This window comes from Pseudomonas sp. CROZ-RG-20F-R04-15 (assembly GCF_022662375.1).
Lineage (GTDB): Bacteria > Pseudomonadota > Gammaproteobacteria > Pseudomonadales > Pseudomonadaceae > Aquipseudomonas.
Window position 1 is genome coordinate 40,711 of the sequence record NZ_JAKNQL010000015.1, and the last position, 17,337, is coordinate 58,047.

General features: G+C 59.7%; 13 protein-coding genes. 2 read left to right on the forward strand and 11 right to left on the reverse strand.

Features of this window, described 5'->3' with window-relative positions:
- Positions 1-29 precede the first annotated feature (29 nt).
- Entirely contained in the window at positions 30-896 is an 867-nt protein-coding gene (locus tag L8H52_RS20670; protein WP_242208504.1) for a pirin family protein, read from the reverse strand.
- Between the two features lie 105 nt (positions 897-1,001).
- Between L8H52_RS20670 and L8H52_RS20675 the strand changes: the two genes are divergently transcribed.
- Positions 1,002-1,910 (forward strand): LysR substrate-binding domain-containing protein, encoded by a 909-nt coding sequence (locus tag L8H52_RS20675; protein ID WP_242208505.1) that lies wholly within the window; start codon positions 1,002-1,004, stop codon positions 1,908-1,910.
- Positions 1,911-2,139: 229 nt separating this feature from the next.
- Positions 2,140-2,943, forward strand: coding sequence for a 2,5-didehydrogluconate reductase DkgB (gene dkgB / locus L8H52_RS20680; RefSeq protein ID WP_242208506.1), 804 nt, complete (start codon positions 2,140-2,142; stop codon positions 2,941-2,943).
- Between the two features lie 11 nt (positions 2,944-2,954).
- Here the strand turns inward: dkgB and L8H52_RS20685 are convergent, their stop codons facing one another.
- The 10 genes from L8H52_RS20685 to L8H52_RS20730 form a co-directional block, all read right to left on the reverse strand.
- Positions 2,955-6,173, reverse strand: a complete 3,219-nt coding sequence (locus L8H52_RS20685; protein ID WP_242208507.1) for a transporter substrate-binding domain-containing protein — start codon at positions 6,171-6,173, stop codon at positions 2,955-2,957.
- Positions 6,174-6,183: 10 nt separating this feature from the next.
- Positions 6,184-6,810, reverse strand: coding sequence for a response regulator transcription factor (locus L8H52_RS20690; RefSeq protein WP_242208508.1), 627 nt, complete (start codon positions 6,808-6,810; stop codon positions 6,184-6,186).
- Between the two features lie 135 nt (positions 6,811-6,945).
- Positions 6,946-7,389: a chemotaxis protein CheY gene (locus tag L8H52_RS20695; protein WP_242208509.1), complete on the reverse strand. Its 444-nt coding sequence runs from the start codon at positions 7,387-7,389 to the stop codon at positions 6,946-6,948.
- 90 nt (positions 7,390-7,479) lie between these two features.
- Positions 7,480-8,685, reverse strand: coding sequence for an EAL domain-containing response regulator (locus L8H52_RS20700; protein WP_242208510.1), 1,206 nt, complete (start codon positions 8,683-8,685; stop codon positions 7,480-7,482).
- 94 nt (positions 8,686-8,779) lie between these two features.
- A complete protein-coding gene (locus L8H52_RS20705; protein WP_242208511.1) occupies positions 8,780-9,169 on the reverse strand; it encodes a hypothetical protein in 390 nt (129 codons plus the stop codon).
- A 168-nt stretch (positions 9,170-9,337) separates the two neighbouring features.
- Positions 9,338-11,482: an autotransporter outer membrane beta-barrel domain-containing protein gene (locus L8H52_RS20710; RefSeq protein WP_242208512.1), complete on the reverse strand. Its 2,145-nt coding sequence runs from the start codon at positions 11,480-11,482 to the stop codon at positions 9,338-9,340.
- Between the two features lie 151 nt (positions 11,483-11,633).
- Positions 11,634-12,407: an OmpA family protein gene (locus L8H52_RS20715; RefSeq protein WP_242208513.1), complete on the reverse strand. Its 774-nt coding sequence runs from the start codon at positions 12,405-12,407 to the stop codon at positions 11,634-11,636.
- A 10-nt stretch (positions 12,408-12,417) separates the two neighbouring features.
- Positions 12,418-12,831, reverse strand: coding sequence for a DUF4398 domain-containing protein (locus L8H52_RS20720; RefSeq protein ID WP_242208514.1), 414 nt, complete (start codon positions 12,829-12,831; stop codon positions 12,418-12,420).
- A gap of 130 nt (positions 12,832-12,961) precedes the next feature.
- Entirely contained in the window at positions 12,962-16,597 is a 3,636-nt protein-coding gene (locus tag L8H52_RS20725) for a transporter substrate-binding domain-containing protein (RefSeq protein WP_242208515.1), read from the reverse strand.
- Positions 16,598-17,224, reverse strand: coding sequence for a response regulator transcription factor (locus L8H52_RS20730; RefSeq protein ID WP_242208516.1), 627 nt, complete (start codon positions 17,222-17,224; stop codon positions 16,598-16,600).
- Positions 17,225-17,337 lie beyond the last annotated feature (113 nt).

Genomic DNA, 17,337 nt, shown 5'->3' on the forward strand with positions numbered 1-17,337 from the left:
CGTCCTGTGTAGAGCGGAGTGGTGGTGCGTTAAGCGTGCATCTGGCCGAAGCGGCCGGACTGGAAGTCGGCGAACGCCTGGTGGATTTCCTGCTCGGTGTTCATCACGAACGGGCCGTGGCCGACGATCGGTTCGTCGATCGGCTCGCCGCTGAGCAGCAACACCACCGCGTCCTGGCTGGCTTCGAGCGTCATCTGATGGCCGTCACGTTCGAACAGCGCCAACTGCCCTTCGCGCACCGATTCCACACCGTTGACCTGCACCGAGCCTTTCAGCACCACCAGCGCGGTATTGCGGCCTTCGTGCAGATCCAGCGTCAGCAACTTGCCGGCGTTGAGGCGCAGATCCCACAAGTCGATCGGCGTGAAGGTGCGCGATGGGCCGGTGTGGCCATCGAACTCACCGGCGATCAGGCGCAGGCTGCCCGCGTTGTCCTTGAGCGCGATGCTCGGGATGTCGCTGTCAAGAATGGTCTGGTAGCCCGGCGCGGCCATTTTGTCCTTGGCCGGCAGGTTGACCCACAGCTGCACCATTTCCAGTTTGCCGCCGGTTTTGGCGAAGTTTTCCGAGTGGAATTCCTCGTGGAGGATCCCCGACGCCGCCGTCATCCATTGCACATCGCCAGGGCCGATGATGCCGCCGCTGCCGGTCGAGTCGCGGTGCTGCACTTCGCCTTCATAAACGATAGTCACGGTTTCGAAACCACGGTGCGGATGCTGACCAACGCCACGCCGTTCAGTCGTCGGGGTGAAATCGGCCGGGCCGGCGTGATCAAGCAGCAGGAACGGGCTGATGTGTTTGCCCAGGTTGTCGTAGGAAAACAGCGTGCGAACCGGGAAACCATCGCCGACCCAATGGCCGCGCGGGCTGGTGTAGATACCGATGATGTTTTTCATGGTTGTCTCCAATTTGGGTGAGTGACGCGATGGATTAAGCTTAAATCCATGACCATCAATGCACTAGACTGCAAAAATCAGCCTTAGCGTTCTATCTGGAGAACGATGGTGGAAGACCTCAATACCCTCTACTACTTCACTCAAGTGGTCGAGCACCACGGATTTGCCGCCGCCGGGCGGGCGCTGGACATGCCCAAATCAAAACTCAGCCGGCGCATTGCCGAGCTTGAGGAGCGTCTCGGCGTACGTCTGCTGCACCGCACCAGCCGTCATTGTTCATTGACTGAAATCGGCCAGGCCTATTACCAGCGCTGCCTGGCCATGCGCATCGAAGCCGAAAGCGCCGCCGAACTGATCGAGCGCAACCGCTCCGAACCGCAAGGCCTGGTGCGCCTGAGTTGCCCGACGGCGCTGCTCAATTCGTGGGTCGGGCCGATGCTCACGCGCTACATGCTCAAGTACCCGCTGGTGGAGTTGTTCATCGAGAGCACCAACCGCCGGGTCGACCTGATTCACGAAGGATTCGACATTGCGCTGCGGGTGCGTTTTCCGCCACTGGAGAACACCGACATGGTCATGAAGGTGTTGGGCAACAGCACGCAATCGGTGGTCGGCAGCCCGCAGTTTGTCGAACGCCTGTCGTCACCGCCCTCGCCTGCGGACCTCAACGGACTGCCGAGCCTGCACTGGGGCGCGGCGCAGCGTGAATATCAGTGGGAGTTGCTGGGGCCGAATGACAACACGGCGCTGATTCGCCATACGCCACGCCTGGTCACCGATGATCTGATCGCCTTGCGTCAGGCAGTGATTGCCGGGGTCGGCGTGGCGCACTTGCCGAGTGTGGTGGTGCGTGAGGACATTGCCGCCGGACGCGTGGTCGAGTTGATTCCCGGCTGGGCACCGAAGTGCGGGGTGGTGCATGCGATCTTTCCGTCGCGGCGCGGGTTGCTGCCGTCGGTGCGTACCTTGATCGATTTTCTCGGCGAAGAGTTTGCGCATAGCGATATTGCTTGAATCGGTGGGGCGCCCTTCGCGAGCAGGCTCGCTCCCACAGGAGATCTGCGGCGTTCACAAATCCCCTGTGGGAGCGAGCCTGCTCGCGAAGAGGCCAGCCCGGACAACACAAATTCCCCTTTTGATTCATGATTTCCGGTCAACAGTGCTTTGCCCCACCAGCGGTTTTTCTCAACGATGCAGACGCGGATACTCCTGGCCATTCCCACTGCAACCCCTGGAGCCTTTCATGTCTGTTCCCGCTTTCGGTCTTGGTACGTTTCGTCTGCAAGGCCAGGTGGTCATTGATTCGGTAAGTACCGCCCTCGATCTCGGCTACCGGGTCATCGACACCGCGCAAATCTACGAAAACGAAGCCGACGTCGGCCAGGCCATCGCCGCCAGTGGCATCTCGCGCGAAGAGCTGTTCATTACCAGCAAGATCTGGGTCGCCAACTTCGCCAAAGATCGCTTGATCGACAGCCTCAAGGAAAGCCTGCAAAAACTGCAGACCGACTACCTTGACCTGACGCTGATTCATTGGCCGTCGCCGGAAAACCAGGTGCCCGTGGAAGAATTCATGGGCGCCCTGCTCGAAGCCAAGCGTCTGGGCCTGACCCGGCAGATCGGTGTGTCCAACTTCACCCTCGACTTGATGAAGCAGGCAATAGCGGCGGTCGGTGCAGAAAACATCGCGACCAACCAGATCGAACTGCATCCGTACCTGCAGAACCGCAAGGTGGACGAGTTCGCCCGTAGCCAAGGCATCCACATCACTTCGTACATGACCCTCGCCTACGGTGAAGTGCTGAAAGACCCGCTGATCCAGCAGATCGCCGAACACCTGCAAGCCACCCCGGCGCAAGTCACCCTCGCCTGGGCGATGCAGTCGGGCTACGCGGTGATCCCGTCGTCGACCAAACGCGCCAACCTGCAAAGCAACCTTGCCGCCACGGCGCTGACCTTGAGCGATGCCGACATGGCGCTGATTGCCACGCTGGATCGTGGCCATCGCCTAACCAGCCCGAAAGGCATCGCACCAGACTGGGACTGACCTGACGCCCGTCAGTTTTGCAGGCGTTGCGCGAGGCCGGCCATGGCCTCACGCAACGTATCGCTCGCCATGGCCAATGGCGCCGCGTGCGATTCGCGGCACGCCTGCTCAAGCTCGACACACGCAGCCACCACTCGCGCGGCCCCGACCATCTGCGCCCCGCCCTTGATGTGATGAGCCAGTTCGCGCAGCCCTGCGCGATCCTGCTCATGCAGCAGAACATCCAGACGTTGCAGATCGAGGTGCAAACTGTTCAACACCTCCTTGCGCAAATGCTCGATCAAGCCACGATCATCCCCGGCCATTTGCTCCAGGGTACTCAGATCGATTTCCGCCAATGCTGGCACCGCGCTGGAAGCCGCCGCGATGTCGCAATGACTGGCCGCCGTCAACGCCTGCGCCAGATCGTGCAAGCGGATCGGTTTGAACAGACACTCGTCCATACCGGCATTCAGGCAGCGCGTCCTTTCCTCGGCCTGCGCATTGGCGGTAAAGCCAAAGATCAGGCACGGCTTGCGCCCGGCAGTCGCTTCTTCCTCACGAATCGCCAGCGCCAGTTGATAACCGTTGCGCCTCGGCATGTTGCAATCGGTGATCACCACATCGAACGCTTGCGTGCGCCAGCGCTCCAGGCCTTCATCACCGTTCTCGGTGTCGACCGTCCGATGGCCCAGCTCACTCAACTGCCAGCACAGCAACAGACGGTTCACCGGATGATCGTCCACCACCAGCACGCTCAGTGAACACGCATCGGCAGCCGCAGCGCGCGGGATTGCCGGGGCCTGAGCGAGTGCGGCCAACAGCGGCAGTTCGAGACTGACTTCGACTTGCGTTCCCTCGCCCGGCGCACTGTCGAGCCGCAGCGTGCCGCCCATCATTTCGCAGAGGCTGCGACTGATCACCAGGCCCAGCCCGGAACCGCTGCGTGCCGACGCCGAGTGATTGCCGGCCTGCACGAACGGGCTGAACAAGCGCCGCCGATCGTCGTGGCTGATCCCGACGCCGCTGTCCTCGATCCGCACTTTCACGGCCAGTGTGTCTGTCACCGTTGCACTCACCACCAGCCGCAGACTGACTTCGCCCTCTTCAGTGAACTTGATTGCATTGCTCAGCAGATTCGACAGCACTTGTTTGAACCGCGTCGGATCAATCAGCACATCAACGTTGCTGCGGGTATCCAGTTCGATGTGCCACAACAAGCGTTTCTGCCGCGCCAGCCCTTCAAACACCCGACACACTGACGCCACCAGTTCGCGCAGGTTGGCGCGTTCGGGCGCGAGGGACAAATGCCCGGTCTCGATCCGTGCAATGTCGAGAATATCGCCGATCAGCGCCAGCAATTGTTGCCCGGCATTGGACGCTACCTGAATGGCCAAACGATCGGTCACGCCCTCTTCTGCGCGCTTCAGGGCCAGTTCGAGCATGCCGATCAAGGCATTCATCGGTGTGCGGATTTCATGGCTCATGGTCGCCAGAAACGTGGTTTTCGCCCGATTGGCATCATCTGCTGCGTCCTTGGCTTCCTGCAGTTGCTGCAACCACTGCTGGCGCCGGCGAATCTGCTGACGCTGAAAAACGATCCAGGCCAGCGCCAGCGCCAACAAGACCGCTGCACCGGCAAAGCCAAGCAGGATTTCCTGACGATGTTTTAACCAGTAACTGTCATCGACCACCACATCGTGGCTCCAGCGTTCAACCAGTTCGTCCATCTGTTGCGGGGCGATACTCAGGAGTGCCTTGTTCAGGATCGAATGCAGTGCGGGCATTTGCGGTGCGGTCGCCAGCGCAATGCGTGCCGGTTGATCGCCGACCGTGCCGGTGATGCGCAGACGTTCGCGGTAGTGACGGGCGATCAGAAAGCGCGCCACGAGCAACGAACTCACCGTGGCGTCGACTTGCCCCTTGGCAATCATCGCCATGCCTTCAGCGGGGCTTTTGGCATCGACCAGACGAATGCCCGGCACACGTCCCAATAAATAACCGCGTAATGGATGGCCGCGATAAATCGCCAGTCGCTTACCTGCCAGGTCATCGAGTTTGAGCGAGCCCTGCTCGGTGCTCGCACTGACCAGCACAAACGGATTGTTCAGATAAGCGCGAGTAAATTGCAGTTCGGTTTCGCGCTCGCTGCTCGGCGTCACCACCGGCAATATATCCAGTTCACCGGCCTTGAGCTGTTCGATCTGGCGATCCAGCGAGGCGCCGCGCACGATGTCGAACTTCAGCCCGCTGCGCTGGCTGATCAAACTCAGCAGTTGCGCCGACAGTCCGCTGAAGCGACCGTCGGCGTCGAAAAAAGTCAGTGGCGCGAAATCTTCAATGGCGCCGACACGCACCACCGGGTGCTGCTCCAGCCACTCCTGCTCACTGCCACTGAGTTGAACCCGCGATTGTTCAGCCATCTCGGCAAGGCCCACACTCCAGCGCTGTTCAATGCGTTGGCGACGCTCCATGGGAATCGCCGTCAACGCGTTGTCGACGATACGTTTGAGGCGCACCTCGCTGCGCAACAGGGCAAAACCGAACGGATTGGCATCCAGCCCTGACGGCCCGGCCAATTGCAGGTCATTACGGTAATTGGTGTTGATCAGGTAGTTGGCGCTGATGAAGTCGCCCAGATAAACGTCATCCGCGCCGAAAGCCACAGCACCGAGCGCATCCATTGCCGAAGGATAACGCTGCACATTTGCCCGAGGATAAAACGCTTGCACGCTCGCCAGCGGCAAGTAGTCCTCGACCATGGCCAGGCGCTTGCCGGCCAGATCGCTCGGCAATTGTTCTTCGAGCCGGGTCACCAGCATCGGCTGATCTTCGGCGTAAGCACGGGACAGAATGATGTCCGGGTCGGCGGTCTCAAAACTGTTGGAAGTCCCCAACACATCGAGATCGCCGCGCTTGAGCGCCGCCATCACCGCATCGCGATTGGCAAAACGCTGGACTTCGATGCGCACGCCGAGCAATTGCGCCAGCAGATCGGCGTAATCGGCAGTCAGTCCTTCGAGCTCATGCTGATTGCGGGTGATTTCGAATGGCGGGTAATCCGGTCCGGAAATGCCCATGCGCAACACCGGGTGCAAACGCAGCCATTGCCGATCCTGTTCGTCCAGACGTAGCTGGATACTTCCCAGTCCGGTGCGGGTCAGCACCTGCAATACTTGCGGCGCTTCACTCGCCCAACAGGTGGCCATCAGGCTCAACCACCACCAGACAATCCAGCATCCTGGCTTCATGTGCGATCGCTCAGATCACATGATTGCGCTTGGCGAATTCGCGCAAGAGCACCGCCGAAATCACTCCCAGTTTTTTCATCAGACGGGTCTTGTAGGTACTCACGGTCTTGTGGCTCAGGTGCATGTCCTCGGCAATCGCCTTGTTGGACTTGCCCTGCGCCAGTTGCACGAAAATGTTCAACTCACGATCGGAGAGCTGATCGATCATCTGTTTTTCCGTGACCTGCACGGCATTCAGCGTGCTGACATAGTCCGGGAGCGCGGCAAAATAGCTATGCCCTGACATTACCGCCCGAATGGCATTGCGCAACTGTTCCAGTTGATTGGTTTTGGTCACGTAAGCCATGGCCCCGGCACGCACACAACGCTCCTGATAGAACATGGGTTCGTGTGTACTGAAAACCAGCACTCGACTATGAAGCTCATTCGCCTTGATCCGATCCAGAACATCCAGCCCTCCGAGTCCTGGCAAATTCAGATCGAGTATCACCAGTTCAGGTTTGTGTTCCCGAATAAGCGACAGCACCTCGTTACCTTGGGAGGCTTCGTAGATCAGTTTGAAGCCTGTGGCTTGCAGCACGATTCGAATGGCGGCGCGCACCACCGGATGATCGTCGACGATCAGCGCTGACTTCATGGCCACTCCCAGTGCAAAGTCTGACGAACAGGCCACCGATTGCGGCTTATCCGGACTCAGTGGCTGCGCAGGGACTGTTACACGTAACGCAGAGCAAATCACCTGTCAGGTCTGACAGTTGCAGGAAATGAATTTCTATGCATGCGCAGCGCTTTGCACCAACGGATTTACCCTGTGGGCTGGTAGCGTCTGTGCCCGTGCGGGTGCATCGACCAGCGCCATCAACTGGTCGATAGACTGTTTTGATGGCAGTGACAAATGGCTGATCTGGACATTTTCCTGAGCGAAGCCGCAAGACAGTTGCAACGGCGCCGTTTGCTCGTTGTAGATCAACGCCTGACGAACCTGCGGGTTATCGAGGAAAAAACCCAGCAGATCCAGCGAGCCTGCCGCCAGTTCGGCGTTGATGACCACCACATCGAAGGGCTCGCAACCGTAATCCACCAGGGTCAGCAGCTCGGTGAGGTTCTGCACCGGAGCAATGCGGTAATAATTGAGACCGTTGAACAGTCGCTCGATTTTCATCCGGTGAAAATGCTGAGGGTCTGCGATCAGAATGCGCAGGGCTTTATTGATCATGATCGATCTCCCGGTGTCAGGGTTTCTGGGTGCGGCAAGACTACGCAAGCCACCTGTAGAGTTCTGTAGGAATGTTCCGAAAAAAAGAGGTTATTCATCGGTGGTTTGCCGAGCACTGCGTCGTTGCAACCAGTGCAACAGGTCGGGACCGGACATCGGTTGTGCGTACCAGTAGCCCTGCCCTTGCGTGCATCCGAGCGCCAACAGCTCGCAGCGTTGTGCATCGGTTTCGATGCCTTCGATCACCACCGTCATGCCGAGGGTTTCGCCTAACGCCAGGGTGCTGCTGATCGCTGCCCGGCAACGCGGTTCGTGTTCAAGGTTGCGCACGAATTCAGCGTCGAGCTTGATCTCGTTGAATGGCAACTGACACAGGCGCTGCAAAGACGAAAAACCCGCGCCGAAATCATCGATCGACAACTGACAACCCATCATCCGCAGCCGTACCAGGCTCTCCAGACTGGTGGCCGGCGCTTCGAGCAGGCCACTTTCGGTCAATTCGAAGGTCAGGTTCGCACCGCAGGCGCCGTGTTGGGCCAGCAGCGTTTTCAACGTCGCGGTCAGCTGCGCATTGGCCAACTGAACCGCTTGCAGATTGAACGCGACATTCAATGCAAAGCCCTGAGCACGCGCACTGCGTTGCACCGTCAGGGCCTGATCGATCTGGGTAAACAGCAACTCGTCGAGCAACCCGCAACGTTCCAGCACCGGCATGAACAACGCAGGCGGGATGACACCCTGCGTCGGATGGAGCCAGCGGCAGAGCACTTCCACTCCACAGACTTCGCCGGTAGACAGGTTGAACTTGGGTTGATACCAGGCATGCAACTGCTGCTGTGCCAGTGCCTGCCGAACCGCCTTGTCGCTGGCCAGCGTCACGGTGTCTGCAGGTTGCGTCAGGGCCGGCCTGTCGATCGATTTGCGCAGCAGATTCGCCAGCACCTGCACGTGCAAAGGCTTGCCGACATCGCCCAACAGTTCCAGGCCGAGCAACGCCACCATCTGATGCACCGCTCGACGCAGGTCCGCCGACAGCGAGCTGCTGATGATCACGGATTTGACTTGCCCTGATGCACCAACCCGCTGCAGAAACTCCAGGCCGTCCATGCCCTCCATCTGCAAATCGCACAAGGCAATATCGACCGTGCCGACACGTGCCAGCAACTCCAGCGCCTGCGCACCGTCACTGGCTTCGAAGACTTCGCGGCAGCCAAGGCTACGGAGCATGTTGACCGCGACTGAACGTTGAAAAGCATGGTCTTCCAGCACTAACACACGTAAAGGCAGTTCGGGCATGGGCAATGGCTCGGGCAAGGAATGGAAAGATCGAGCTGGCGCCGATCGCCTGTTGCAATCGTCAGCCAGCGTGGCGACCCGGGTGGGCGTACTGCTAAACATCGAAGTGCTCCAGCAAAGGGCCTAGCGTGTCCCGATCGGCTTGACGGATCAGCATCAATTGACGTCGATGGTTGGCGTAGATCGTCTCGGCCTGCGGCTGCCCACGGCGAGCGTCGTGAATCACAGCGTGGCGAATCTGGGTGCTGGTCTGAAAAAACCGAACGGGGTCCACGCCGGCAGCGACGATCAGTTCAGCATTGATGATCATCAGATCAAACCGCTCGAAGGGCTCGCAGGAATAGTGGGTCACACCCAGCAGTTCACGAAACGAGTGGACCTGCGTCAGTCTTCGGCAGCCCAGTTCCTTGAAGGTTTTGCCGATTCGGTTTTGCAGCGCGGGCTGCTCGTCAACAATCAGAATTCGCCAGCATTTGTAGGACATGGTTTCAACAGTGAGAGAAAACGTCACCGCTCGTGGTGGGATAGGCGCCACACTAGGCAAAAGAGCCAGCAAAACCTGTAGGACGATTCTGAAAAGACACCCGGAATGCTCTGAGGCACTTTCCAGACATCAGCCACGTCGGAACAAGCTGACGTGGCTGATCTCGATTTACCAGAGGTAGCGATAACCCAGACTGACCCCGAACGGTTGCTCGATACCCTCGCCTTTGGCGTACTCGGCATCCAGCGAGATTTTGCTTTTTTCACTCACCTGCAACACACCGCCGAAGCCAAGTTCGACACGATTGCCCGCAAGCTCGGCATCGAACTTGTTGCCATTGACGCTGACTTTGCTGCTGCCGGCATGCTCAGTGATGTACGACGCTTTGACGTACGGCTGGGCCTTCATGCCGTTGCTGAGTTCGAGGCTGCGGCCGAACAGTGAACCGACACGGCTTTGCAGCGAGTCGAGATCATCGGACTTGACGCGCAAGCCGTTGCTGGCGGTGTAACTGGCACCCTGAGTGCGCGTGGCGGTGATCTCCAGTTGCGGCTCGACAAACCAGCCATCCTTGAGATTGATACGCTTGCCGACTTCGACGTCCGCGCCGACGCCGTTGGTGCTGTAGGAACCTTTTACCGCGCGGCCAAGATTGTCCGGCGTCTTGATGTCGTTATCGAAACGGCTGAACTTCAAAACGCTGTCGACGTACACACCGTTGTCGTTCAGATACGTCGCGTAAACACCGAACATGCGGCTGTCGATTTCGCCCGAGGCACCTTCACCGAAATCCAGATCCGAGCGCGCGGTGCCCACCATGGCACCGGCGTAGACCTTGCCGCTGTCAACCGCGAAGGCCTTGTCGGCACCGATTTCCACACCCGTGACGTCCTGGGTATAGGCGCGACTGGAGTGCTCGCTGATGTCGAAACGCTTGCCGATGGCGCGGGTCCAGATACCACCGTCATCCTCGCCCATGCGCAACTCGCCGAGACGCTTGACCAGTGCGTTCATCTGCGCGCCCCACAAACTGGCGCCGGCGGTGTGTGCAGCGATGGCCGCGTTGGCGCCCTTGGACAAATGCTCAGGTCCCGGGTCGACTGGCCGTGGTGGCGCGACCGGGTCCACTGGATTGACGGGAGTGACGGGATCAACCGGCGTCACCGGATCGACTGGCGTTACGGGATCCACCGGAACGTTACCCGCGCTGGCCAGGACCCAGTCATCGCCCTGCTGCTGCAAGGTGTAACGGAATGCACCGGCATCAACGTGCCCGCCGTAGAGAGCGAATTTCGCATTGCCACCGTTGGTGTCGACCAACAGCAAGCGGCCGTCCGCTGACGTCGGCTCATGCCCTGAATCGCCGACGATCAGCGTGTGATCGCCGCTGGCCTGGCCTACGCCTTGCACCACCAGCAAATCATTCTGCTGATTGGCGATGTCGCTGTTCATCAGAATGCTGCCGCTGCCGGACAAGGCATTGACGGTGAACGTCTTGAAAGTGCCATCGCTGCTCGGCACAAAGGCCAGGCGACCACCGTTGAGGGTCAGTGAGTCAACGGTCTTCACCGCGTTTTCCATAATGTTGACGGTACCGCCCGTTTGGGCAACCAACCCGTTGGCCTGAGCGTCGGCATACAGATTGACCTGCCCGCCATTGCTAACCGTACTGTTGTTGGCCGTGCCGCGGCCATAGACGTTTTGCACACCACCGTCGATGAGCGTATCGGTGGCGATCGCGCCGCCGAACGTGGTGGTGGTCAAACGCTGCTCACCGCCACTGAGAATCCGACTGCCCTGGGATCTGCCCAGATCCGTGAGAATCTGCACCCCACCCTCGTTGACCTGGGTATCCACCGCCGTTGCGGTTAGCTGAACAGTCTGGATCCCGCCCTGATTGATCACCGTACGATTGGCAACACTGTTGGAGGTCTGGACGGTTTGCGATCCGCCATTGAGCACGGTGTCGTTGGCAATGCCGGAGGTCGAGACCAACTGCGACCCCGTGGCGCCCACCACCGTGCGGTTGGAAACGCCGCTCTGCACCAGTTGACTACCGAGTACCGTCGCGTCATTCGACACGCCATCGCGGAACACCGCCTGGGTGCCCGTCAACTCAATCAAGGTGTTGTTGGCGGTGCCGTTATTGCCAACGCTTTGCTGGCCACCGATCACGGTTTCGCCATCGACCACAGCGCCATTGTTGACGGTTGCAGTAAAGGCTTGCGCGTGCACCGGCATCAACATGACGACGGCCAGAGCGAGGGGTGACAGGGTCAGTGCAGGACAGTTTTTTGCCGGGACAGTCTTCATGCTTCGTACCTCAGTGATGAGGTAGCGAATTTAGAGATCGGGGGAGAAAAAAAGAGCAGGAAATTTCCCTTTGTTTGTAGGAAATTTCCTGCTCTCGTCACACTTGAATAGCCGCTCAGCCATTGCGGGTGAGCGGCTGGCACCTTGGGAATCAGTTACGCGCGTCCACGGCTGCGGCGCCGTTCGACACAATCACTTCAACCCGGCGGTTCTGCTGCCGGCCGGCCGCATTACCGTTATCGGCAACCGCATACTCCTCGCCGTAACCCTGGGTAAAGATGCGCTGGGGATCGACACCCAGCTTCGTCAGCGCCCGAGCCACCGAGGCGGCACGACGCTCGGACAGTCGCTGGTTGGTCCCTTCGCTGCCGACATCATCGGTGAACCCCTCAACCCGCACCTTGCGCTCCAGGTTGTTGTTGAGGAAGTCGGCCAACTGTTGAAACTGCCGCTGGCTGCCGTATTTCAGGTCAGCCTTGCCCGTGTCGAACAACACGTCACCGAAGGTCACGACCTGACCACGATCGGTCTGTTTTGCCTTCATCGCTTGCAGCGCTTTCAACTGCTGGGTGCGCACATCAAGTTGCACCTGCGTGCGCTCGGCATCGATTTTTTTCAGCCCGGCTTCCGCCTGACGACCGGCAATGGTTTGCTCGGCCAAGGCGATTTTCTGGCTGGCCAGATACGCCAGTTGGTCGATCTGCGGGGCCTTGCGATCCTTTTGCGAGGCCTGATCGGCCGCGTTCAGCGCCGTGAAGGCAGATTTGGTTTCAATGGCCGCGAGGGTGTTGGACTCAGGCTTGCTTTGCAGCGCGCTGAACTGCTCGCGGGCTTGCAGCAGTTGCGGGTTTTCCGGCGGAGTGGCGCAACCGGCAAGCAGCACAGCGATCAGCGAAGCGGCGGGCAACAGTTTGAAATTCGGCATGGACAGGTCCTTATTGAGCGCTGGCGGGCGGGTTGAAACCGGTGACCGGGTCTTGCAGCATTTCCTGCTTGAGCACCTGAATGCCGGTGCGCGCGTCGGTCAATTGCTTCTGCCATTTCACCGCGCGCGATTTACGTTCGGCGAGGTTGGCATCGGCTTCGATCTGCTCGGCCAGCAACTTGGCTTGCGGGTAGTTTTTCTCGCCGAGGGCGCGTTCCATCTGGAACATCTTGTCTTGCGCTGCCTTCATTTCCAGCGGTGCGTACTGGGTCGCTTCGGCCGCGACCGCACGGTTGACCGCGTCCTTGGACAAGCTGATCTGCTGCTCCGGAACCGGCGCGCTGGCGCAGGCACTCAACGCTGCAGCGACGGCCAGTCCACAGACGGCCAGTCGTGCACGGGAAGACATACGTGGAAGGGTCATCAACAGCTCCAAATGTTAACCAGTGAAGTGAGCTCGGCGGTACGCCGAGACCACCGCACGTTAGCGACAGAGGGGCAGTGACGAATGTAGGAAAATTCGCAAGAAACACAGGGAAACGGGAAATAGTTTGTTACGCCAGGCGCTCGTCCAGTTGCTCCGCCAAACGCTCCATTGATTGCTGCAAGGCATCCACCGCTGCGGTCAGCACCTGCGTGTCGAGCCCTTCGCTGGCGACCTCCAGTGCTTCACAGGCCTGGATCAGGGTTTGTGCCTTGATAATGCGCGCGCCGCCCTTGACCCGATGGGCCAGATTGGCGAGCCCGGGCATGTCGTGCTGGGTAAACAGGCGCATCAGTTGGGCCATGTCCTGCGCATTGCTGGTGGCCAGATCGCCCAACAGACTGTTGATCGAGGCACGGTCGCCGCGTGTCAATTGTTCAAGACTGCCCAGATCGATGTCGCCGCAAGCAGCAACGTCGTCCTGCTCTTCGGTTGACGAACGCGGCCGTGGCACCACGCTGGCCAGGCGCAGATTCAGATCTTTCAGGCTGATCGGTTTGAACAGGCAATCGTCCATGCCGGCCTCGGCACAACGATCCTTTTCTTCGGCCAGTGCATTGGCGGTGAATCCCAGCACCAGGCTGCGCGGCAAACCTCGCGCAGCCTCTTCATCACGGATCGCCCGCGCGAACTCGTAGCCATTCATGATCGGCATGTTGCAGTCGGTTATGACCACGTCGAAGCTCTGGTTGCGCCAGGCGCGCAAGCCGTGGGCACCGTCCTCGGCATCCGTCACCCGATGCCCCAGATAACTCAGTTGTTGCGACAACAACAGACGGTTGGCCGGGTAATCGTCGATGACCAGAATATTCAGGCTGTGCTGGCTCGGCAGCGCCTCGCTGTGCTGCTCCGGCGCGACGCTCAAAGGATCAAGCGTCGGCAGGTTCAACAGCACCTCGATCTGCGTGCCCTGCCCCAATTCACTGCTCAACGTGAGGCTGCCGCCCATCATTTCGCACAGCGTGCGGCTGATCATCAGGCCCAGCCCGGAACCGCTGCGGGCCGACTGCCCATGATTGCCGGCCTGGGCGAACGGACTGAACAATTGCGCCTGATCCGCCGCCGAGATGCCACGTCCACTGTCCTTGACCCGCAGGCACAGGCTCAGTCGCTCATCGCTCCCGGCCTCGACCTGCACGCTCAAGTTCACTTGTCCGCTGTCCGTGAATTTGATCGCGTTGCTCAACAGGTTCGACAGCACCTGCTTGAAGCGCAGCGGATCGATCAACACATCGACATTGCACAGGGCATCCAGATCCAGTTGCAGGCGCAGCTGTTTCTGCCGCGCCAGACCTTCAAAAATACGCGCAACCGATTCCACCAGTTCGCGCAGGTTGGCGCGCTCCGGGGCCAGCGACAAGCGGCCGGACTCGATGCGCGCAATGTCGAGAATGTCACCGATCAGATCCAGCAGGCCCCGCGCTGCGCCCGAGGCCACCTCGACGGCGAAGCGATCAAGCACGCCTTGATCGGCTTTTTTCAGGGCCAGTTCGAGCATGCCGATGATTGCGTTCATCGGCGTGCGGATTTCGTGGCTCATGGACGCCAGAAAAGTGGTTTTGGCCCGGTTGGCGTCATCGGCGACGTCTTTGGCGATTTGCAGTTCCTGCAACAGATGCTGGCGCTCGCTGACATCGATCCAGCCAGCGATCATGCCGGCGACTGTACCGTCGCTGTCGCGATACGGCAGCATCCAGTGGTAAATCGTCAGCGCGCGACCGTCCGCCAGATTAAGGCTGCGGTCCTGGATGCTCGGCAAGCCGTCAGCCATCACTTGCAGATAATCATCGTGGAAGGTCTGCGCCTGCTGTCGGTCGCTGAGCACGCCGTCCGTGACCCGCTGGCCGATCACCGCTTCGCGTTCGGTGCCAAACACTTGCAGGTAACCGCTGTTGCAGATCACCAGACGGCCTTCGCGATCGCGCACGTAGATCGGATGCGGCGTACCGTCGATCAGCACACGCATGAACTCCATCTGATCGTTCAGCGCGATTTCCGCTTGCCGGCGCTTGCGCATCAGCAGACGCAGATAGGCAATCCAGCCCAGCGCCACCAGCAGCAACACGCCGGCGATCACGAAGCCCTGAATGATCATCGCGCGATTGCGCAGCCAGTAGCTGTCGTCCACCACCACTTCGCTGCGCCAGCGGTTGGTCAACTCGTCCATTTCTTCCGGACTGATGCTCAACAGTGCCTTGTCGAGGATCGAGTACAACTCCAGCGCACCGCGATTGGTGGCCAGTGCGATGCGTGCAGGCTGGGTGCCGACCGTGCTGGTGACCTGCAATGTGTCGCGGTACTGGCGCGAGATCAAATAGCGCGCGCTGACCAGCGAATTGATCGCGCCGTCGGCCTTGCCCAGCGCGACCATCTCCATGGCCTCGGCGGCGTTGCCTGCCGGCACCAGTTGCACCTTGGGGAATTGCTCGATGAGGTATTCGCGCACAACGTTGCCGTTGATCAGCGCCAGGCGCTTGCCCGCCATCTGATCCAGCGTCATCGGTTCGCCGCCACGGCGAGTGACCAGCACGAACGGGTTGATCAGGTACGGCCGGGTAAAGCGCAATTCACCTTCGCGCTCGGTGCTCGGCGTGAACGCCGCCAGCATGTCGGCCTTGCCGCTGGTCACCTCACTGATCAGATCGCCCACCGACTCAACACGCTGTATATCGAATTGCAGTCCCGTACGCAGGCTGATCTTGGCCAGCACATCAGCACTGATGCCGCGAAACTTTCCGGCTTCATCGACAAAGGTCAATGGCAGAAAATTTTCGTTGATCGCGACTTTGATGCGCGGGTGGTGATCCAGCCAGCGCTGTTCCTTGACGCTGAAGTGCAGCCGGTGCTGCCCGGGAATGGCCACGCCACCGACACTCCAGCGGCGGCGGATGCTCATGCGTTCTTCAGCGGGAATGACCTCCAGCGCCGCATCCACGATGCGCAACAAACGCTCGTTCTCCCGTGTCACGGCAAAACTGAAGGGCTGGGTTTCCATGCGCGAAAAATCGCTGAGCTGGACGTTGTTGAGGTAGTTCTTCTTGATCAGGTAATTGGAGCTGAGCAAGTCCCCCAGATAGACGTCAGCCTGACCGAACGCCACGGCACCGATGGCCGTTAGCGTCGAGGGATACAACTGCACCTTCGCGTCGGGGTAGAACGCCTTGACCGTGTCCGGCGGCAGGTAATGGTAGAGCATCGCCACCCGTTTGCCCGCCAGGTCTTGCGGCAGGTTGTAGCTCTCCTCAACGCGCGTCACCAACGTGGGATTATCGTCGGCGTATGGCGCCGAGATTGCCAGTTCGGGATCGGCGGCTTCAAAGCCGTTGGCGGTGCCGATCATGTCGATCTCGCCATTCTTCAGCGCAGCGAGTAAATCCCCGCGCGAAGCGTAGCGCCGCACCTCGATGTTGACGTGCAGCAATTGCTCGATCAACTGGGCGTAATCGGCCGTCAGGCCTTCGTAGTCATTTCCGTTGCCGGTAATCGCGAACGGCGAATAATCGGGGCTGCTGTCACCGAGCAACAGGCGCCCCTTGCGGCGCAACCAGCTCCAGTCCGGTTCATCCAGCGACACCGCGTATTCGCTGACGTCCGAGCGACCGAGCAACTGCAAGGTGTCGGGTGGTGCCGCCGCCATAAGCGGCGACAACGCCATCGAGCCGAACAGCAGCAGGCCGGCAAGGCCATTCCTGACGAAAATAATCATCTAGAGCAGGTTGTTGCGCTTGGCAAAATCAGCGAGGTACACCACCGACTTGACGTTGAGTTTTTCGATCAGCCGCGTCTTGTAGGTGCTGACGGTTTTGTTGCTCAACAGCATGGCTTCGCCGATTTCCTTGTTGCTCAAACCCTTGGCCAGTTGCTGCAGGATGGTCAACTCACGATCAGACAGGCTCTGGATCAGTTCCAGGTCGGTAGCCTCGGCGTCACTGCGGCGCACCGAGCTGCTGGCCAGATTGGGGAAGAAGGTGTAGCCGTCCATCACCACCTTGATGGCTTTGATCAACTCGTCGAGGTCGTTGGTTTTCGAAATGTATCCGGCCGCGCCTGCCTTCATGCAGCGCATGGAATAGAACTGCGCCGACTGCGACGTCAACACGAGGATCTTGCAGGACAGGTTCAGCGCGCGGATACGCGAGATCACCTCCAGGCCGTCGAGCTTGGGCATGGCGATGTCCAGAATGATCAGGTCAGGGGCGTGCTCGCGGGCCTGTTGCACAGCATCGGCACCATTGTCCGCCTCGGCGACGACTTCGAAATGTTCCTGTTTCAACAGCATCTTGACCGCAGAGCGAATGAACGGGTGATCGTCCACGATGATCGCTTTAAGCATAAAAACCCCTGTAAGACGTTGATCAACTACTTGGCAACGCCACAAACAACAATGGGACAGCAGTCCAGATGATCCACGTGCCGAACATACACGAGCACCATCGGAGTGTAGGA